The sequence below is a fragment of the Arthrobacter sp. UCD-GKA genome (assembly GCF_001863355.1).
Taxonomy (GTDB): Bacteria; Actinomycetota; Actinomycetes; order Actinomycetales; family Micrococcaceae; genus Paeniglutamicibacter.
In genome coordinates this window covers 595,997-614,781 of sequence record NZ_MOLR01000004.1, presented here as the reverse complement: position 1 = coordinate 614,781, position 18,785 = coordinate 595,997, and the positions used below count along the sequence as shown (strand labels likewise).

Here is an 18,785-nt window from a genome sequence, read left to right as displayed (position 1 = left end):
TACATGGGTTATCGGCAAAATGTCTGTGTCGGCCGATAGGTTCGTCTCAGCTTCGAGCATCAAGTTCGAAGCCCTACGGGAGGAACAAGTTGCGCGTTTATCCGTACCACTCCATCAATGACAGCGATCCGGATGTGCACCACGTCCACAGTGACTGCCCAACTGGGCAGCAAATCCCGGAACGCAATAAGCGCTCCGGAGACGGCGGCAAGCGTCTTTGCAGCCAATGCCGGAACATGTAGCGATTTCGGCACTTTAGGCGATGTGAGGTCCGGGGTCATAGGCCCCGGACCTCACTGCTTGCGAAATGGGGCGGCCGCGTTTTCCAATCGGGCAGTTTGGCAGGGAGAAGAGTGCCAGCATTACTTGAAGATTAAACTAAATCGTGTATCGTTGAAGGTAGAAGCAAAACGTTCTCCCTGACCACCTCTGCCCAAGGAGTCGATCCCCACATGACCACCACACTGCGCGACGTACGCTCGACCGGATGGACCACCAGCGACGTTCCCGACGCGGTCGTGCTTTTCCTGCATGGCTTCGGTTCGAACGAGCAGGATCTCAGCGGTCTGGCCCCGGCCCTCGGCCTCGACCTGCCGTGGGCCTCGCTGCGCGCACCGCTCGAACTGGGCAACGGCGGGGCGGCCTGGTTTGAGATCACCACCCCCGGCGTCCCCGATGCGGCACCGGTCGAGGCGGCGACCGAGGCGATCTGGGCCTGGATCGATCAAAACGTCGGTCCGTCCACCAAGATCATTCCCGTCGGATTCTCCCAGGGCGGGCTCATGGCCAGCCAGCTGCTGCGCACGCGCCCCGAGCGCGTGATCGCTCCGGTGATCCTCGGTGGATTCGTCCTCGGTGCCACCCAGCCGGGCGACGAGGACCTGCGCGAAAATCTTCCGGCCGTGTTCTGGGGCCGCGGCTCCGAGGACCGGGTCATTGCCCCGGTGGCGATCACCCGCACCACCGAATTCCTGCCGGTCCACTCCGCCTTGGTGGAAAAGGTCTATCCGGGACTGGCCCACGGCATCAACGCAGCCGAGCTCGATGACGTCCGTGACTTCATCACCGCCCACCTCGGCGCCGAGGTGGTCTCCGGCGCATGAGTGCCGCCAACCCGTTCGAGATCGGTATCTTCACCTTCGGCGAGCTTACCCGCGACGCCGCCGGCAAGCCGATCGACGCAGCAACCCGCATGCGCGACATCCTCGAATGGGCGCGGGTGGCCGACGAGGCAGGACTCGACGTCTTTGGCGTGGGGGAGCACCACCGCGAGGACTTCGCCGTCTCCTCACCGCCGGTCGTGCTTGCTGCCGCAGCCGCGCAAACCAAGAACATCCGCCTGACCAGCACCGTCACGGTGCTCTCCAGCGCCGATCCGGTCCGCGTCTTCGAGGACTTCGCGACGCTTGATTTGATCAGCTCCGGGCGGGCCGAGCTCACCGCGGGCCGCGGTGCCTACCTCGAGTCCTTCCCGCTCTTCGGCCAGGATCTGCAGCGCTACGACGAGTACTTCGATGACCGACTTGAGCTGCTGCTGAAGATCCGCGACGAAAACCCGGTGACCTGGAGCGGCAGCACCCGCCCGTCGCTGCACGACGCGGGTGTCTTCCCACGCCCGGTGCAGGAATCCTTGCCGATTTGGGCCGCCGTGGGCGGAACCCCCGCCTCAGCGGTGCGGGCCGGAAAACTCGGCCTGCCGCTGTATCTGGCCATCCTTGGCGATCCTCCGCGCTTCGCTCCGCTGGCCGAACTGTACCGGCGGTCCGCCGTGGCAGCGGGCCGGGAGCCCGGGCGGATCGGGGTGACCTCGCACTTCTATGTCGAGGAAACTTCCCAAGGTGCTAAGGACATGTTCTTCCCGCACTACAGCTCCTACATCGGGCAGAACATGCCCCGGGCCGGGCGCCTGGACCGGGCGGCCTTCGAGTCCTGGGCGTCACCGAGCGGCGCCCTGTTCGCCGGCAGCCCGGCGGAGATCGTGGAGAAGATCCTCTGGGAGCACGAGATCCTGGGACACACCCGCTTCCTGGCCCAGGTCGGGCTCGGCGGCCTGTCGCAGGCGCAGACGCTGCGCTCCATCGAACTGCTAGCCACCGAGGTCTTGCCCGCGGTCCGGGCGGCGTTGAAGAACTAGCGATTACATAAAAAGGCTGGCCTGCGCTCACGGGCCAGCCTTTTTACGCGTGGTCACTCCACTCGGGACGTATTCATTTCGTCGGGAACGATCTCCGGGTCGGCCTCAACCGACTTCCGCGCGCCGGGCATGAAGAACAGGCTTCCCGCGGCCAGGAAGCAGAGAACCGCGGCGGTGATCCAGGCGATCAGGTAGCTGCCCGACATCTCCCGGCCGATTCCCGCAGTCAGCGCACCCACGCCAGCGCCTACCATGTGGAACGCGAAGACCCAGCCGAAGACCACAGCCGCCCGCACCGGGCCGAAGTATTGCCGGCACAGCACGACGGTGGGCGGAACGGTGGCCACCCAGTCCAGCCCGTAGAAGAGGATGAAGATCCACAAGACCGGCTCCACCGTGGGGCCGAGCAGCGAGTGGACGGTTAGCAGCGATATTCCGCGCAGGCCGTAGTAGAACACCAGCAGTAGCCACGGGCGGACCCGGTCGGTGAGCCAGCCCGAGGCGATGGTGCCGATGATGTCAAAGACGCCGATCAATGCCAGCAGCCCGGATGCGGTGGTTGCGGGCATGCCGTGGTCGTGGGATGCCGGAATGAAGTGCGTCTGGATCAGGCCGTTGGTCGACCAGCCGCAGATCCAGAAGGTGAACGCCAAGATCCAGAAGGCACGGAACCCCATGGCATGGCGGAGCACCGCCAGGGTTTCGGTCATGGCGTTGCCGGTTGGACGGGCCTTGGCCGGTGCCGTTCCGGTGCTTGCCTCATCGGTGGCTCCATAGGCCGTGGTCTTGGCTTCCGCCGGGCTGTTGGCGAACGGCCAGAACAACAGGGGAACAATGGCCAGCGCGAAGCCCGCCACCAGCAAGGACGCTATGCGCCAGCCGTGGTGGCCGGTCAGGTGCACGATGGTGGGAAGGAAGATCAGCTGTCCGCAGGCGTTGGCCGCGGAGAAGATGCCCATCACCAGGCCGCGCCGTGCGGCGAACCAGCGGTTCGCCACCACGGCGCCGAAGACCAGGGCAATGGCGCCGGTGCCGATTCCGACCAGCCCGCCCCAGAGGAGCCAGAGCTGCCACACCTGGGACACGAAGACCGCCAGCCCGGCCCCGGCCGAGACCAAGCCCAACGCCAGGGCGGCCACGAAGCGCATCGAGAACCGTTCCAGCAGCGTCGCGGCAAAGGGAGCCACCAAGCCGTAGACCACGAGGTTGATTGTCACTGCGGTCGAAAGCTGGGACCGGGTCCACCCGAACTCGGATTCCAGTGGCTCGAAGAACGCGCCTGTGGTGGAACGGAAGGCGGCGGCCGCCACGAGGGCGAGCACGGTCACCGCGGCCACGAGCCAGGCACGGTGGATGCGTCGCGTCTTGCGCGGCACCGCGTTGCGGGCGGGATCGGCGGGCGGGGAAGGCAATGTCAAGGGCTTGGCTTTCTGGAATGGGTCTACTTATGACCCACGATTCCACATTGTAAACGGAGGCCTAAGAATGTAACGGAACCCGAGCCAGCCGGGAGACCCGCAAACGACAAGGTGCTGGGATCGGGCCGAAGCCCGATCCCAGCACCCATGGGTTGGAAGTTACTTTTCGGCCTTCTCGATCGGGTCCGGGTCTCCGATGTGGCCCTCGGCGCTGGCGTCCAGGACGCGCTCGACGAACGCCGCGTACTCGCGCATGTAGTGGGCCAGGAAGTCGGCGGTTCCGCTGTCTGTGACGGTTCCGTCATCCTCAAAGAGCCCAGGCTTAAAGGCGATGTAGGCCTCGGGGGAATTCAGCTGCGGGGCGTCCAGGAAGCTGAGAACGCTGCGCATGGAGGACTGCATGACCGCTGTGCCGATGGCGCCGACGGAGGCCCCGACGATGCCCGAGGGCTTGCGGGCGAAGGAGTTGGTGCCCCAGGGGCGCGAACCCCAGTCGATGGCGTTCTTCAGCGCGCCGGGGATGGAGCGGTTGTATTCGGGGGAGACGAACAGCAACCCGTCGGCTGCCTCGATGGACTGCTTCAGCGCCGTGCCCTCGGGAGGGTAGCTGGCGTCGAAGTCGTAGTTGTACAACGGGAGGTCCTTGATGGGGATCTCGGTGAATTGAAGGTTGTCCGGGGCCAGCTTGATCAACGCCTTGGACAGGGTGCGGTTGATGGAGTTGGAGGACAGCGAACCGACGAAATAACCAATGTTGTAGTTAGTCATGGGGACAGTCCAACATGGGAAATGCCGGCACGTCCATAGCCCCGGGGGAATTTTTCAGAAGACGCAACATGCACGTATTTGAGGCCGGTCATGGCCTGACTCCGGGTGCAAGGCCCTTGCAAACCGGGACAACTACGCCGCGACCGATTCGCCCGGAAACGGGACGAAGCCCATCCGCACGGCCGCCTGACGAGGGACGGCGATGGGGCAGATGGTGTATCGATAACCGTAGACCGAAGGAACTTCCACAACCCGGTCCGAATGCGAGCGCACACGACGTTTGGGAGGACGCCATGGTGCTGTGGCATCGCCTGACTGCGAGCGTGGGGAGAAACGGTCGTTGCTGGCCGTTCTCGCCAAACGAGTGGGCGTCCCGGTACCCGGGACGCCCACTGCCAAGATTCAGTCCCTTAGGGCATGACATCGCCGCTGTTGGGGCCCAAGATCTGGCCCATGAAGAGGTTTCCTCCCGGGGATGAGGCCAGCAGCAACGCGCTGGGGGCCACTTCTTCGGCCGTGCCGAAGCGGCCCAAGGGGAGTTCTGCCTGCTTTTCCGCGCGCCACTCATCGCTCAAGTCACCCAGCAACGGGGTGACGATCGGGCCGGGGGCGATGGCATTGACCAGGACGTTGTCGGCGGCAAGCTCGCGCGCCATCGACTTGGTCAGGCCGAGCACGCCGGCCTTGGCCGCGGCGTAGTGGGCCAGCCCGTGGCCACCCTTGAGGCCGATCTGGGAGGAGATGTTGATGATCCGCCCCCACTGCTGCTTCACCATGAACGGGGCAACCCAGCGGCTGCACAAAAAGACGCTGCGCAGGTCGACTGCGATCATCTTGTCGAAGTCCGCGGGTTCCATTTCCAGGAACGGGATTTCCGTCAGGATGCCGGCGCTGTTGACCAGGATGTCGATCCTTCCGTGGAGCGCCGCGACGTCCTCGGCCAGGGCCTTCGTGGAGTGCTCGTCGGTCACGTCCACGGCGTGGGCGCTGTGCGAGCCGCCAAGGGACCCCAGTTCCCGGGCGAGTGCTTGGCCCGCTACCAGGTTCAGGTCCGCGATGGCCACCGTGGCACCCTCGCGTGCGTAGAGTTCGGCGATGGCACGGCCGATGCCGCTGGCTCCGCCCGTGACGATGGCGATCTTGCCCTCAAGCTGTCCGCTCATGGTTCCTCGTTTCAGGAGATTGGTACGTGTAATGGTTCAAAGTGCCGGGCGGGCTCCGCAGCTTCTGCCGAGGAGACCACCCGACACCATGATGTGCAAAGGGTCAGCTGGGCCAGCGAACCGTCAGGCCGCCGTCGACAATGAGCTGCTGCCCGGTGATGTAGGCGGCGTCGTCACTGGTCAGGAACCGGATGGTGCGGGCCAACTCATCCACGGTGCCAACCCGGCCCTTGGGGATGAGCTTGCCTGCGGCCTTCAGGCCTTCCGCGCCGAGGGAGTTCTTTGCGTCGAGGGACTGCGGGCTCTCGATCAGCCCCGGAATCACGGTGTTGACGCGAATGCCCCGCGGAGCCAGCTCGGTGGCCAAGGAGCGGCACAACCCCAGTAGACCGCTCTTCGAGGCGGCGTAGTGGGCGTGATCGTCCCAGCCGTAGACGCCGCCGGCAATCGATGAAACCGCGACCATGGAGCCGCCGGAATCGCCCATGTGCCGGGCGCTGGAGCGGAACAACCGCAAGACCCCGGTGAGGTCAACGGAGAGCATGTCGTCCCAGACCCGGTCGGTCATCTCGGCCAAGGGCGCGCGACGCAGGATCCCGGCGCTGGCCACGGCAATGTCCAACGAGCCGAAGCGCTGGATGGCCTGCTCGGCCAGGGCATCGACCTGCTCGGTGCTGCGCACGTCCACCGCCACCGGATGGCATTCGCCTCCGGCCGCGCGCACGGCGTCGACGGTTTCCTGGACATCATGCGGGTCGCCGGGGTAGTAGCCTGCCACGGTCTTGGCGCCGGCACGGGCGTAGGCGACGGCAAGGGCCCGCCCGATGCCGCTGCCGGCTCCGGAAATCACTGCAACCTTGCCTTCGAGGCCGTCGTCGCGGACGAGATTGTTCATGCCGATATTCCTTCGATTGCGGGTTGGCGGTGGTCGACCTTGCGGGCGCCGAGCATGACCAGTCCCGCCAGGGCGAGCGGGAGCGATCCTGCCAGCAGTGCTGCCGCGGTCATCGGCACTCCGGCCGTCAGCAGGACGGAGACCAGGGCCGAGCCGACGATGGCGCCGACGGGAGCCATCACGTGGGCAAGGTTGCTGCCGGTGCCACGGACGTGGGCAGGGAAGGACTCACCCATGTAGAACAGCATGGCGGCAAACGGACCGGTGAGGAAGAACAACGTCAATGCGTACATGGTGATGACGAAGCCCGAGCTGTTGGGACCCAGCAGCATGGCGGCGCTGGCAATGCCGCCGAGGACGAATCCGCCCAGCACCGTGTTGCGTCGGCCCAACTTGTCGCCCACCCAGCCGTGGAACAGGTATCCGGTGAAGGCAACGGCGTTGGCCAGGATCAGGATGAACAGGGCGTTGTCGAAGGAGAGGCCCTTGGCTTCGACCAGGACGGTGGTCCCGAGCACGGAGAACACCTGGATGGCCATCCAGCTGAACAGCCATGCCAGCGAAATGCTGATGGTGTGGACCCGCAGCTCGGGGGTGAAGACGCCCCGGAGGCCACTCTTGGAATCCGTGCCGGTTTCCAGCTCGTGTTCGGCAGCCAGCGCCGCGGCGCCGGCTTCGTCGCCGGCCTTGCGCCTGCGTTCGACTTCCTTCATTGCTGCAAAGGTGGGGGATTCGGGGAGCTTGGCGGCCAGCAACACCACGACCAGCGAAACGAGGGCCGCGATGACGAAGCTGCCGCGCCATCCCACGATCGGGAGGAACAGGGCCGTCATGCCGGCGGCGAGCAGGGCGCCCACCGGCCAGCCGGACTGGACCAGGCTGAACATGAAGCCGCGGCCCTTAGCCTTCTTGTAGATCTCGTTCAGGTAGACGGCGTTGACGACCTCTTCGGAGATCGCGAAGCCGGAAAAGCCGCGGATGATGACCATGGAGAGTGCACCGGCGGCTGCGCCGGTCAGGCCGGAGCTGACCGCTCCACCGATGACCAGCAGGATCAGGGCGCGCTTGCGGCCCATCTTGTCCATGATCGTTCCGACCACCAGCGAAACCAGGAAGACTCCCACGGTTGCCCAGGTGTTCACAGACATGGACTGTGCCGCAGTCCAGCCGAAGTCTTCGGCGATGACCGGCAGGAGGGTGCCAAAGAGCGTGTAGTCGTAGACGGAGGCAACCCAGGCGATGAAGCAGACCACGGATACGTAGGCCATCTTCTTGCCGGTGATGACCACGTTCCACGGTTCGATTTTTGTAGCGGCAGTCTGGGTGCGGCGTGAAGCCGATGTTGTGGAATCCATGGACTGCTCCTTTCGGGGTGAAAGTTCCACAAACCTTTGTGTAAACGGCCGAACGAGACGGGGCCGGGGCATGCGTGGAACTTGATCGAGTGTGTGAGGGCACGTACGCAAACCTTTGTGTACGTGTCAGAAAGGGACATTACACGGGAAAGGTGTTGCTTGTCACCCCCGCGATCGAGGCGCCGGAGACTTTCAGCCTGCGGTCGAGGCGCGGACGACCAGTTCAGGGGCCAGTCGTACCGACTGGACGGGTTCGCCGCGCAGCATCGCGAGCAACAGGTTCAAGCCGGCGCGCCCCATCTCATGCATCGGCGAATGGATCGTGGTCAGTGGGATTGAAAGCTCGGCGGCCAGAGGGGTGTCGTTGTAGCCGACGATCGCCACGTCGTCGGGCACCCCGATCCCGCGATCGCGCAGGACGCCCATGGCACCGATGGCGGCGAAGTCGTTGGTGGCGAAGATGGCATCTGGGCAACCGCCCTGCTCGAGTAGGCGCTCGGTGGCCTGCCGCCCGCCCGGGGCATCGAAACCTCCATGGACAATCCGCTCGGGCCGGATCCTGATGCCGGCCTCCAGGCAAGCTTGGACCACACCGGCCGTTCGATCGTTGCCGGTGGATGCGTACTGGCGGCCCGACAGGATGCCGATGTCCCTGCGGCCGGTTGCCAGGAGATGTTCGGCAACCAGTCGTCCGCCCAGGATGTCGTCGCACGTGGCAGAGATGTGGTCGCCCGATCGGCGGGACACCAGGGTGAACTTGATGCCGCGCTTGGCCAGGGTGTCAAGAAACGGGTCCCCGGCATGGGCATCACCGAAGATCAGCCCGTCAACGCGCCGCGAGAGCATGAGCTCGGTGCGAGAGGCCTGGTTTTCCGGTCGGTCGAGCGAGTTGGTGACAAAGGTGGAGATTCCCTGCTCCGTTGCGGCTTCCTCGATGCCTTCGTAGACCGTGGCCAGGACAAAGTCCTGAAGCCGGGGGACCAGCACGCCCACCAGTCCCGAGCGGCGCGTGCGCAGGCTCGCGGCGTGGGGGTTTCGCTGGTAGCCCCGGGCGGCGACCACCGTTCGGATCCGGTCGATCATCTCACTGGACGCCCACCGCCGCGCCTCCTTGTCGGAGGAATTGATGACCCGGGAAACGGTGGAAACATTGACCCCGACCTCGTCCGCAATCATGCGCAATGTAACGGGCTCTGAACCTTTGTCCATGTCTCCTCCGAAGGTGCCGCGTGCCTCAGCCGCATGCGCGACTGGTTGTGCACTCATCAATGCCCCAGCATATTTCATCGCACCAAGGTGACGTGACGCACTTGCGGCAAACGTTTGTGTAGGGCATGCTTGCGGTATTCGTTCCCGCAGCAGCAGCTGACGCGGGAGTACTCCTGCAACGGAAGGGTCCAGGCAAAGGTGCACAGCATGCCTCAGGTTTCGGTATTGGCAACGGGAGGGACCATTGCCTCAAGCGAAAACGATCGCGGAGCCTCGGTTGCAAGTCGTGGGGCGGGCGAGCTGCTGGACGGCATCGCCGCCGGCGGGCCCAACGTGTCGTCGCGGGATGTCATGCGACTCGGGTCCTACCTGTTGGGCCACCGCGACCTCCGCCTGGTCTGCGAAGCCGTGGCCGCGGAACTGGCGGATGGCGACGTGGACGGCATTGTTGTCACGCATGGAACCGACACCATGGAGGAAACGGCATATCTCCTGGACCTGGTCCATTCCTCTTCCAAGCCCGTGGTGCTGACCGGCGCCCAACGCCCTGCCGACCACCCCTGCCCTGACGGCCCGGGAAACCTGCAGGAGGCCATCGCTGTCGCGGCAAGTTCCTCGGCCCTAGGCAAGGGCGCGATGATCAGTTTCGCCGGCAACATCTATGCAGCCAGGGGCACCCGCAAGGCCCACACCATCGCGCCCTCGCCCTTCAAGACCATGGACGGCGGCCCGATCGGACAGGTTGCAAACGGGCAGGCCCGCTTCCTCTCGGCCCCGATCCGGCCCAAGGCTCTTGCCCTGCCCCCGCCGGCGTTCGATAGCACCAGGGTCGACATCGTCACCGTCCACCCGGGTTCCGACGCCACCCTTGCCAGGGCCGCCGTTGAAGCCGGAGCCCAAGGCGTCATCATCGCCGGCAGCGGGGTGGGCAACGGCAACTCGTCCATCCTGGCCTGGGCCGAGGAAGCCGTGCAGGCAGGAATCACCGTGGGGCTGGGCACCCGGGTTCCTGAAGGCCCCGTGGTCCCGTTCTACGGCAACGGGGGCGGCGCCGACCTGCTCAGGGCGGGTGCGCTGCAGCTCGGCTCGCTGCCGCTTTTCCAGGCCCGCCTGCTTTTGGCATTGATGCTCTCACAGGGGCAGAAGCCAAACCCTGAGCTGCTCGCAGCTTACATTTGAACCGATCCGCAACAAGATAAGGAATGAAGATGGCAAAAGAAATTTCCGTGGCGTTCGGCATCGACGTTGATGCCGTTGGTGGATGGCTTGGATCGTACGGGGGAGAAGACTCCCCGGATGACATCTCGCGCGGCATGTTTGCCGGCGAGGTCGGCGTCCCGCGGCTGAACGCCCTGCTGAAGAAGTACGACCTGCCGGCAACCTGGTTCTGGCCTGGCCACTCCATCGAAACCTTCCCCGAGCAGTTCGACGAAGTCGTCGCCGCGGGCCATGAAATCGGGGTGCACGGCTACAGCCACGAAAACCCCCTCGCGATGACCCGCGAGCAGGAAACGGACATCCTGGACCACTGCATCAACCTGATCGAGCAGCGCACCGGCAAGCGGCCGACCGGCTACGTGGCACCGTGGTGGGAATTCTCCAACGTCACCAACGAGCTCTTGCTCGAACGCGGCATCACCTACGACCACTCGCTCATGCACCGCGACTTCGAACCGTACTACGTGCGTGTCGGGGACAGCTGGACCAAGATCGACTACGACAAGCCCGCCAGCACCTGGATGAAGCCCCTGGTCCGTGGCGTGGAAACCGACCTCGTGGAGATCCCGGCCAACTGGTACCTCGACGACCTGCCGCCGATGATGTTCATCAAGTCCAGCCCGAACAGCCACGGTTTCGTGAACCCCCGCCACCTGGAAGAAATGTGGCGAGACCAGTTCGACTGGGTGTACCGCGAACACGACCAGGCGGTCTTCACCATGACGATCCACCCCGACGTCTCCGGCCGCCCACAGGTGTTGCTGATGCTGGAACGCCTGATCGAGCACATCAACAGCCACGAAGGCGTGAAGTGGACCGACTTCAACACCATCGCTGAAGAGTTCAAGGCGCGGAACCCGCGCCAGAAGTAGCTGGAAGGAAGTCGGCACGCACATGTGTGGAGCCTGCGCACGCGTCGCACCGGATTGGGCCGGGCCAATGGTCTCCGGCCCAATCCGGCGTGCCTCGATTGGTCGGTTCCTCACGGGTGTGTGCCGAGGGATCAAGGTCGGCACCTTCCCCGGAGGATGGACCGTTTCCAAACAAACGGGTGCGGCTCGCACCGCTTCAACCTTCGATGAACTCCTAGACATGGTTGGGCAGCACTGCTCCGCCGCCGGCTGGGAAGCCTTGGATGCGGCTCTTCTGGAATACCTGGGATCCGCAAGAGCCGAGGAATTCAGCGACTATCTGCCTCTGCCCGCCGTTGCCGGGCGCGTACCTGCCTTGGTCCTTGTTCGATCCCGTGCTGCTCCAACGCACCTCCGCCTGACCGCGTTTGGACTCGGGCTCAGGACATTGGAAGCACCTAGCGCAGCGGTGGAATTCCCGTACCGGCTGGCGCCGTTCATCATGGTTGCAGTCGATGGGGCCATTCTGGGCTCTGTTTCGCTGCCGGCTCCGGCCTCGTGAAAACGAGACTTCGCTGCTCGTTTACAGGACGCCGGATGAAGCCCTGTGGAGGCTGGCACGTCGCGTAACCCTTGGTGGTCCAGACGGGAGCTGCCGCATGTCAAGCAGTCCCGCCTTGGGGGAGCTTCGGGCTCCTCGCGACCAATCGACGGACCTGCATCCAGTCATTCCACTTCGGACGTGGCGAGGGTCGTTTCGCTGCGGGCGGCACGAAGAACCGCTCGCAGCAACCCCGGGAACCGGGCTTCGAGGTCGGCTGCTCGTAGCGTGTTGAGGATCGTGGTGCCGCTGTAGCGCTGTTCAATCAGGCCAGCCTCACGCAGGACCCTGAAGTGATACGTGGAGGTGGACTTGCTGATTGGCAGTTGGAAAGCGCTGCAAGCCTGATCGATAGATGCGTTCGCGAGTTGGCCAACAATTTGTCGTCGCACTGGGTCGGATAGCGCGGAAAGCACCGTGTCCAGCTGCATCTCTGCTTGGGTCGGGTGGGCGAGAGCGCGCATGTGTACTTGGCCTCCTCGATTGCTGAATTGACTGAGAATCTATTGTACGATATTTCTAGTACTACGAAGAGTGTCGTACTTTGAATGCGGGTAACGGCGGCAAGGGCTTGCGTGCTGAAAATGCACAGGTCGTTGTACCCCTGTCTGCTCTGCCACCCTCGTGCGGATCCATGAACCGCCAATAATGCACTGATCCATACATACTTGGTGCGGTTGGCGACTAACGCGGTCTCCGATAGACCGAACTGGAAATCCCGAAAATTCAACAAACCGAACGTAGGGCATCTTTGCCTACACAAACGTTCGGGTAACCAATATGCGCATGCTTTCCACCGGAATAGCGTCGCCCCTGAAAATCCAAGGAGACATTCATGACAAACCCCAGCCCGTTCTGGTCGAGCCTGCAGATCGGTTCCACGCAGTTGTCCAACCGCGTGGCGTTGGCACCCATGACCCGTGTTAGTGCCACCGAGGACGGATTGGTCACGGACAAGATGGTCTCCTACTACGAGGCTTTCGCCAGGGGCGGCTTCGCGCTGCTCATCACCGAGGGCATCTATCCCGACACTTCATACAGCCAGGGCTACTTGCATCAGCCTGGTCTGGCAAATGATGAACAGGCCCGGTCCTGGGCCAGGGTTGTCGACGCCGTCCACGCATCAGGGTCCGCAATATTCGCGCAGCTCATGCACGCTGGATCCCAAGCCCAGGGAAGCCGTTTTGCGGACGCCACGGTGGGTCCCTCCGAGGTTGCGCCCAAGGGAGAGCAACTGGCCTTCTATCGCGGCGAGGGAGCTTACCGGGTGCCCGCTGAAATCACTCGGGAGCAAATGCAGGAAGTTCGCGAAGGCTTCGTGGATGCCGCATTGCGCGCCAAGGAAGCTGGGTTCGATGGCGTGGAGATTCACGGCGCCAACGGCTACCTGCTGGACCAGTTCCTCACCGATTACCTCAACCTCCGCACCGACGAGTACGGAGGCTCCGCCCAGAACCGGGTGCGTTTCCCCGCGGAGATCGCTCGCGCCGTGCGTGAGGCCGTCGGGCCGGAAATGACCGTCGGTATCCGCATCTCCCAGGCCAAAGTCAGCGACCACGACCACCGGTGGGCCGGCGGAATCGATGAGGCCGAGGTCATTTTCTCCACTCTGGGTGACACCGGCGTCGACTTCATCCACACCACCGAGTACAAAGCCTATGCTCCGGCGTTTGGCGACGGGAGTCCCTCGTTGGCCGCCCTGGCCAAGCGGTATTCCGGGTTGCCGGTGATTGCCAATGGCAACCTTGACGACCCCGAGACAGCGGAAGCGCTGCTGGCCGACGGCACAGCCGATGTCATTGCCCTGGGCAAGGCGGCTCTGGGCAACAGAGACTGGCCGGAGCGGGTTCGCCACGGACGGCCCCTCGACGAGCTGGACGCGAGCCTTTTTGCCCCGTTGGCCGACGTCAAGGACTGGGAGCTTGAGTTGCTCTCCTGAGAGAAACCTCTTCATGGGGAACAACGATTCTGCGGCTTCCACATGAGACCTCCCCTTCGGTAGTGGTGGCGGTTGCTTCGCGGGCCACACCGTTGGGGGTGGCCCGCGTCAAAGCGGATGACCACGACGATTTCCGCGTTGGGATTCCTCTTCTCATTCGCTCTGCTGCAGCGAAAGCCGGGCATGCGGTCGGTGCAGCAAATGCCTGCGGAGCGGACGCGCATTCGAGGCCGACCTGTAACTTGGACATAGAACCGCCACGAGCGGACAGCTACGGTTGGTGTAGCGCTGCTGGCACATTTCCGTAAAAGATTGCCGTTGTTCTCTGGGCAAGGCTCGATGGCCTGGCTGCCTGAACCGAATAATCCGTCGCTGTGGCCGAGGGGTTTACTTAGTGCAGCGCCGGATCCTGCCTCGGAAGCAGATGCTGGACGGCCCAGCCAAGTCCCATGTCGGCAGCCTGCAAACACGGAAACCGACAAGAGATGCATCGGCGGATTCAACGTGCACGACAGCGCTGCTGTACCGCCCGAACGATTACCTCGAGCGGACAGTGTTCGGGCATTCCCACCTTGCGGGTAGGGGATCGTACGACAATGATCCTCGCAAAGGAGGAAAACAGTGACTACTGCGTGCTGAAGACCGTCCCCGACGGCGGGGGTACATGGCGGCCCGGACCTCAAGATACGTACGATGTTCTTGCGGGCACTGGTGCCCGTTCAGGATCTCGGATCTTGTCCGTCCAACGTACTAGCATGCCTTGGCTCCGGTAATTCCTCCAGGCGCCTGAACCATCTGACGTGTGCGTGCCTAGCCTATCGCCGGGACTGCTGCACGGGTTCAGGCGACAGGACCGCGTGGTGTGGTCTTCGAGGAAATCACCGGGCCAACCGGCTGTCGAAGCAGAATACACGCATATCGTCCACCAACGCATCGGCCGAGACGTTGAAGAAGATCTTGCTGGAATAACTTCACCGGAAAGCAACGAATGTCCACGGGCAACGTCATGGAAACCGATGTGCAAATCAGCCGAGGACGAAGGTAATCACCAGCGTCACCGGCAGCGCCAGCAGCGTGCTGCACAGGATCACCTCGCGGACGACGGTGGTTTCAAGCCTGAATTGCTGGGAGAAGAGCAACACGTTTTGCGCCGTGGGCAGGGCCGCCATGATCACCACCCCTAGCAGGTCCGTTTCTTCCAGCCTGAAAACGAGCGCCGCGAAGGCCCAGGCGACCACCGGCATGAAAAGCATCTTGAAGAAGGTGGCCAGGAAGACCTCTCCGCGCAACGCCTTGTCGGCCAGCGGACGCTGCCCGAAGAGCGACATGCCAAAGGCCATCAAGAGCAGCGGAATGGAGGCCTGGCCCAGCATGTCAATGGGGATGTTGATGACTTCGGGCAAGTTCAGGTCGAATGCAGCGAACAGGGCCCCAATGAATGTGGCGATGGTGACCGGGTTGGCGATGGAACGAAGGATGGTCCTGCCCAGCGGGGACCTGTTTTCCTGGTTGCCCCTGGCCCGGGCGGCCAGGGCGAAGATGCCCAGGTAAACCGGGGCGATCAGCAGCAGCTGGGCGATGAGGACCGAGACCACGGGGTTGGTGCTGCCTACGGCGTAGAGCGCCAGTGGAACACCGATGTTCCCGGCATTGACGTAGCTGGTTGACATGGCTGCGCCGGGAAGCCGGTTGGCCGGGACCTTGAAGAACAGCTTGGCGCTCAGTGCATACAGACCACCGGTCACGGCTGCAGTGATCAGCGCAATCGGGGTGTACACGCCGATCACCGAGCGCAGGTCGGTCTCCGAAAGCAGCATGAACATCAGCGCCGGATTGGTGATGTAGTAGATCAGCGGTGTCAGCCCGGTGGCAATGGACTCGCGCTTGCGCGGCAGGACCCTTGCCGTGACCAGGCCAACGCCAATCAGGATCAGCACGATCGAGAACCCCTGGAGCACTCCTTGCACACGGCCTCCCGAATAAGCGTTAGTGATCGTCGTGGCGAACCGGTGTCCGCCAAGGACGGCAAGGGACGGTGGGGAAGTTCGCTTGAACCATCCCCGCCGTCCCTTGCCTTATTTTATTGTTCCCAAGAGCCCTCTCAGCGCACCAGCGCCGGGGACTTGGCGTCGAATTCCCACCCCGGAGTCAGGTACTGCATCGAGGCGGCGTCGTCGCGTGAGCCCAGCCCGTGCTCCAGGTAGAGCTCGTGGGCCACTGAGAGGTTCCGCAGCATTGCATGGTGCGCGGCAACCGGGACGACTTAGAGGGAGCAATGGTGGGCTGGTTTGCACTCATGCTTGTTCTCCAGCAGACCTCAAGGTGCCGTCGAAGCGGCGGGTCAGCTTCCACGGGTTTGACTGCTGCAATGGTGCCGGCAGCAGGCCATCCGGCAGGTTCTGGTAGGCGACCGGGCGCAGGAAGCGCTCAATGGCTAGCGTGCCGACCGAACTGGTCCGGGTGTCCGAGGTGGCGGGGAACGGTCCGCCGTGCACCATGGCGTGGCCGACCTCGACTCCGGTGGGCCAGCCGTTGACCAGGATGCGACCGGCCTTGCGCTCCAGGATGGGCAGCACCGCGGCGACGGCCTCGTGGTCCGAGTCGTTCAGCTGCAAGGTTGCGGTGAGCTGGCCCTCGAGCTTGGACAGTGCGACGGCCAGATCGGCGGCATCCACGTAGCGGATGACCAGGGAGGCTGCGCCGAAGATTTCCTCGTGCAGCACCGGGTTGTCCAGCAGCTGCGCAACCCCGGTGGAGAAGATGGACGGGGCCGGTGCGTTCTCGGTTTCGCCCTTGGTGCCCTGGGCCAAGAGCTTCACTCCGGGCTGCTGGCCGAGGGTTTCCACGCCCTGGACCCAGGAGTTGTAGATGCCTTCGGTGAGCATGGTCTGTCCGGCGGCGGTGGCCGTCTCGGTGCGCAGGGCCGCGGCGAACTTGTCGCCTTCCCCGCCTGCCGGGACAAAGACCAGTCCCGGGGCGGTGCAGAGCTGGCCGCTGGAGCCGGTGACCGATCCCAGGTAGGCCTTGGCGTGTCCGGCGGCGTCCTCGGCCAGCGCGCCAGCGAAGAAGATGACGGGGTTGATGGAGCTCATTTCGGCGTAGACAGGAATCGGCTCCGGACGTGCGGCGGCGGTGGCCATCAGCGCGGTGCCGCCGCCGCGGGAACCGGTGAAGCCCACGGCCTTGATGCGCGGGTCCGAGACCAGAGCCTGGCCGATGCTGGCGCCCGGCCCGTAGACCAGCGAGAAGATGCCCGGGTGCAGGCTCGCATCCGAGATGGCCTGGGTGATGGCCCGGCCCACGATTTCGCTGGTGCCCGGGTGGGCGTTGTGGGCCTTGAAGACCACGGGGCAGCCAGCGGCCAGGGCCGAGGCCGTGTCACCGCCTGCGGTGGAGAATGCCAGGGGGAAGTTGGACGCACCAAACACCGCGACCGGGCCCAGCGGGATCTTGCGCTGGCGGATGTCCACCCGCGGCATCGGCGTGCGATCCGGGAGCACCGGGTCGATCCGCACCCCGTGGTGGTCGCCCTGGCGAACCACCTGCGCAAAGAGCCGCAGCTGGTTGCAGGTGCGCCCGAGCTCGCCGATGAGCCGTGCCTGGGGAAGCCCGGTCTCCGCCATGGCCCTTTGGACCAGCTCGGTTCCCACGGCCTCGATGTTCTCGGCGATGGATTCGAGGAACCTTGCGTGGGTCTCGGGGTCAAGGGACCGGAAGGACTCGAAAGCATCTTCGGCAGCATACGTTGCCAACCTCAATTGCTCGATGCCGATCAGGCTGTAGGCCGGGTCGAGCATTTGGTTTGAGGCCGGGTTGAAGCCCCGGACCTCGCCCCCATTTCCATGTGTGCCGACCCCGGCCACGATGGACTGGCCGGTGAGCTGCTGGGTATCCGTGGACATTGCTTCTCCTGCGTTGCGCGTGGGTTTATCGGTAGTGGTGCTGGTGCGTCCCCAACCGGGGCTAGACGGTCGCCGCCACAGGCATCAGTCCGGCCGCCTGGATCAGTGCGCCCAGGTCGGCCAAGTCTGACTCGGTCATGTTCTGTAGCGGTGGGCGTACCGATCCGCCATTGCGGCCAACGGCATTCAGCCCCCCCTTGACAATCGAAACTCCGTAGCCCTGGACCCTGTCGCGGATGTCTAGGTAGGGGAGCACGAAGCGCTTGAGCTTCTCGGTGACGGCATTGTGATCCTGGTTGCGTACGTCCTTGTAGAAGTCCAAGGCGAACTCCGGCACGAAGTTGTACATGGCAGATGAATAGGTGCTCATGCCCAGCTGCAGCAGCGGCAGGGCAAAGGTCTCGGCGGTTGGGAGGCCACCGAGGTAGAAGAGGCGGTCGCCGTTCTTCGAGTACACCTTCGTCAGGTGCTCTATGTTGCCTGTGGCGTCCTTGAACCCGATGAAGTTTTCGTGGGTGTCGGCCAGGCGGGCCACGGTGTCTGCCGAGTAGATGGCGTTGGCGCGGTTATAGACAATGACACCCGTGGAGGTGGCTTTGCAGACTTCGGAGGCGAATTGGAAGAGTCCTTCCTGGTCGCATTCGGTCAGGTAGGGCGGCAGCAGCAGCAGGCCCTCGGCGCCGGCGGCCTCGGAGTCCTGGGCGTTCTGGATGGCCTGCTTGGTGGAGCCTCCGGCCGAGCCGAGCACCGGAACGCGCGAGCCGGCTTCCTCGACCGCCATGCGCACCACGCGGGCGGCTTCCTCGGGGGTGAGGGTGAAACCCTCGCCGGTGCCGCCGGCGGCAAAGAGGCCGGCAACGCCGAAGCTTGACTGCCAATCCAAGTGAGCGCGGTAAGCGGCTTCGTCGATTTCAAGATTGTCGTCAAAGGCAGTGACGGGGAACGAGAGCAGTCCATCCTTGAGCTTGTTGGCAAGTTCGTCAGGGGTGTAAGTGGCCATGATGTACTCCTAGTTTTCTATGCCGTCACGATTGGGGTTGCGGCATTGGGGGATGTTCGTTGTCACCAGCCTATGGACGAGAATGATGCATGTCCAAGCCTATATTTGTATTGATTGATGCTCGAAAGGTATTGTTCAAATCTCGTTGGATTCCCCGGAAAAATCCGTTGTGGACTGGGCGCGACATACTTCATGGACGGGCAGGGAACGCCTGGATGATGCTGGTTCCAAGCTGTCCACTGCCCGACGCTGCACCGTAGCGGTGCCTTGGTCCGGGGTCCCGGGACAATAGCGGGAGAACTTCAGGGTTGCTTCAGGGTTTAGACGGGAAT

Annotated in this window: 15 protein-coding genes; 5 read left to right on the top strand and 10 right to left on the bottom strand. The window is 63.9% G+C overall.

Features of this window, described 5'->3' with window-relative positions; genetic code table 11:
- Positions 1 to 452 precede the first annotated feature (452 nt).
- Both BLJ79_RS09060 and BLJ79_RS09055 read left to right on the top strand, forming a co-directional pair.
- The gene (locus tag BLJ79_RS09060) at positions 453 to 1,103 is read left to right on the top strand and encodes an alpha/beta hydrolase (RefSeq protein ID WP_071214367.1); all 651 of its coding nucleotides are present in this window, start codon (positions 453 to 455) and stop codon (positions 1,101 to 1,103) included.
- The gene (locus BLJ79_RS09055; RefSeq protein WP_071214366.1) at positions 1,100 to 2,134 is read left to right on the top strand and encodes an LLM class flavin-dependent oxidoreductase; all 1,035 of its coding nucleotides are present in this window, start codon (positions 1,100 to 1,102) and stop codon (positions 2,132 to 2,134) included. Before BLJ79_RS09060 ends, BLJ79_RS09055 begins: the two co-directional genes overlap by 4 nt.
- A gap of 53 nt (positions 2,135 to 2,187) precedes the next feature.
- Here the strand turns inward: BLJ79_RS09055 and BLJ79_RS09050 are convergent, their stop codons facing one another.
- The 6 genes from BLJ79_RS09050 to BLJ79_RS09025 all read right to left on the bottom strand — a co-directional run bounded on the left by BLJ79_RS09050 (position 2,188) and on the right by BLJ79_RS09025 (position 8,942).
- Positions 2,188 to 3,552 carry an MFS transporter gene (locus BLJ79_RS09050; protein WP_286135318.1) on the bottom strand — a complete coding sequence of 455 codons (1,365 nt, stop codon included), beginning with the start codon at positions 3,550 to 3,552 and terminating at the stop codon, positions 2,188 to 2,190.
- 159 nt (positions 3,553 to 3,711) lie between these two features.
- Positions 3,712 to 4,320, bottom strand: a complete 609-nt coding sequence (locus BLJ79_RS09045) for an NADPH-dependent FMN reductase (RefSeq protein ID WP_071214364.1) — start codon at positions 4,318 to 4,320, stop codon at positions 3,712 to 3,714.
- Positions 4,321 to 4,730: 410 nt separating this feature from the next.
- The gene (locus tag BLJ79_RS09040) at positions 4,731 to 5,483 is read right to left on the bottom strand and encodes an SDR family NAD(P)-dependent oxidoreductase (RefSeq protein ID WP_071214363.1); all 753 of its coding nucleotides are present in this window, start codon (positions 5,481 to 5,483) and stop codon (positions 4,731 to 4,733) included.
- 103 nt (positions 5,484 to 5,586) lie between these two features.
- A complete protein-coding gene (locus BLJ79_RS09035; RefSeq protein ID WP_071214362.1) occupies positions 5,587 to 6,378 on the bottom strand; it encodes an SDR family NAD(P)-dependent oxidoreductase in 792 nt (263 codons plus the stop codon).
- A complete protein-coding gene (locus BLJ79_RS09030; protein WP_071214361.1) occupies positions 6,375 to 7,733 on the bottom strand; it encodes an MFS transporter in 1,359 nt (452 codons plus the stop codon). The genes BLJ79_RS09035 and BLJ79_RS09030 overlap by 4 nt, the downstream gene beginning before the upstream one ends.
- A gap of 192 nt (positions 7,734 to 7,925) precedes the next feature.
- Positions 7,926 to 8,942: a LacI family DNA-binding transcriptional regulator gene (locus tag BLJ79_RS09025; RefSeq protein WP_071214360.1), complete on the bottom strand. Its 1,017-nt coding sequence runs from the start codon at positions 8,940 to 8,942 to the stop codon at positions 7,926 to 7,928.
- Between the two features lie 207 nt (positions 8,943 to 9,149).
- On the opposite strand from BLJ79_RS09025, the gene BLJ79_RS09020 reads away from it, so the two are divergent.
- Positions 9,150 to 10,121, top strand: a complete 972-nt coding sequence (locus BLJ79_RS09020; protein ID WP_071214359.1) for an asparaginase — start codon at positions 9,150 to 9,152, stop codon at positions 10,119 to 10,121.
- 29 nt (positions 10,122 to 10,150) lie between these two features.
- The gene (locus BLJ79_RS09015) at positions 10,151 to 11,032 is read left to right on the top strand and encodes a polysaccharide deacetylase family protein (protein ID WP_071214358.1); all 882 of its coding nucleotides are present in this window, start codon (positions 10,151 to 10,153) and stop codon (positions 11,030 to 11,032) included.
- Between the two features lie 705 nt (positions 11,033 to 11,737).
- Here BLJ79_RS09015 and BLJ79_RS09010 read toward each other — a convergent pair.
- A complete protein-coding gene (locus tag BLJ79_RS09010; RefSeq protein WP_071214357.1) occupies positions 11,738 to 12,076 on the bottom strand; it encodes an ArsR/SmtB family transcription factor in 339 nt (112 codons plus the stop codon).
- Between the two features lie 371 nt (positions 12,077 to 12,447).
- Here BLJ79_RS09010 and BLJ79_RS09005 point away from each other — a divergent pair, with 371 nt between their 5' ends.
- The gene (locus tag BLJ79_RS09005) at positions 12,448 to 13,551 is read left to right on the top strand and encodes an oxidoreductase (protein ID WP_071214356.1); all 1,104 of its coding nucleotides are present in this window, start codon (positions 12,448 to 12,450) and stop codon (positions 13,549 to 13,551) included.
- Between the two features lie 1,025 nt (positions 13,552 to 14,576).
- Here BLJ79_RS09005 and BLJ79_RS09000 read toward each other — a convergent pair.
- From BLJ79_RS09000 to BLJ79_RS08990, 3 genes are all read right to left on the bottom strand, one after another.
- On the bottom strand, positions 14,577 to 15,488 hold the full coding sequence (locus BLJ79_RS09000; protein ID WP_286135317.1) for an AEC family transporter: 912 nt from the start codon (positions 15,486 to 15,488) through the stop codon (positions 14,577 to 14,579).
- A gap of 357 nt (positions 15,489 to 15,845) precedes the next feature.
- Positions 15,846 to 17,453, bottom strand: coding sequence for an aldehyde dehydrogenase (NADP(+)) (locus tag BLJ79_RS08995; RefSeq protein WP_071214354.1), 1,608 nt, complete (start codon positions 17,451 to 17,453; stop codon positions 15,846 to 15,848).
- A 61-nt stretch (positions 17,454 to 17,514) separates the two neighbouring features.
- Positions 17,515 to 18,453, bottom strand: a complete 939-nt coding sequence (locus BLJ79_RS08990; RefSeq protein ID WP_071214353.1) for a 5-dehydro-4-deoxyglucarate dehydratase — start codon at positions 18,451 to 18,453, stop codon at positions 17,515 to 17,517.
- Positions 18,454 to 18,785: the final 332 nt, after the last annotated feature.

Coding starts and splice junctions, on each gene's coding strand:
- BLJ79_RS09005 (WP_071214356.1), top strand. CDS start 12,448: ATGACAAACCCCAGCCCGTTCTGGTCGAGCCTGCAGATCGGTTCCACG.
- BLJ79_RS09020 (WP_071214359.1), top strand. CDS start 9,150: ATGCCTCAGGTTTCGGTATTGGCAACGGGAGGGACCATTGCCTCAAGC.
- BLJ79_RS09040 (WP_071214363.1), bottom strand. CDS start 5,483: ATGAGCGGACAGCTTGAGGGCAAGATCGCCATCGTCACGGGCGGAGCC.
- BLJ79_RS09025 (WP_071214360.1), bottom strand. CDS start 8,942: ATGGACAAAGGTTCAGAGCCCGTTACATTGCGCATGATTGCGGACGAG.
- BLJ79_RS09060 (WP_071214367.1), top strand. CDS start 453: ATGACCACCACACTGCGCGACGTACGCTCGACCGGATGGACCACCAGC.
- BLJ79_RS09015 (WP_071214358.1), top strand. CDS start 10,151: ATGGCAAAAGAAATTTCCGTGGCGTTCGGCATCGACGTTGATGCCGTT.
- BLJ79_RS09010 (WP_071214357.1), bottom strand. CDS start 12,076: ATGCGCGCTCTCGCCCACCCGACCCAAGCAGAGATGCAGCTGGACACG.
- BLJ79_RS09030 (WP_071214361.1), bottom strand. CDS start 7,733: ATGGATTCCACAACATCGGCTTCACGCCGCACCCAGACTGCCGCTACA.
- BLJ79_RS08990 (WP_071214353.1), bottom strand. CDS start 18,453: ATGGCCACTTACACCCCTGACGAACTTGCCAACAAGCTCAAGGATGGA.
- BLJ79_RS08995 (WP_071214354.1), bottom strand. CDS start 17,453: ATGTCCACGGATACCCAGCAGCTCACCGGCCAGTCCATCGTGGCCGGG.
- BLJ79_RS09055 (WP_071214366.1), top strand. CDS start 1,100: ATGAGTGCCGCCAACCCGTTCGAGATCGGTATCTTCACCTTCGGCGAG.
- BLJ79_RS09035 (WP_071214362.1), bottom strand. CDS start 6,378: ATGAACAATCTCGTCCGCGACGACGGCCTCGAAGGCAAGGTTGCAGTG.
- BLJ79_RS09045 (WP_071214364.1), bottom strand. CDS start 4,320: ATGACTAACTACAACATTGGTTATTTCGTCGGTTCGCTGTCCTCCAAC.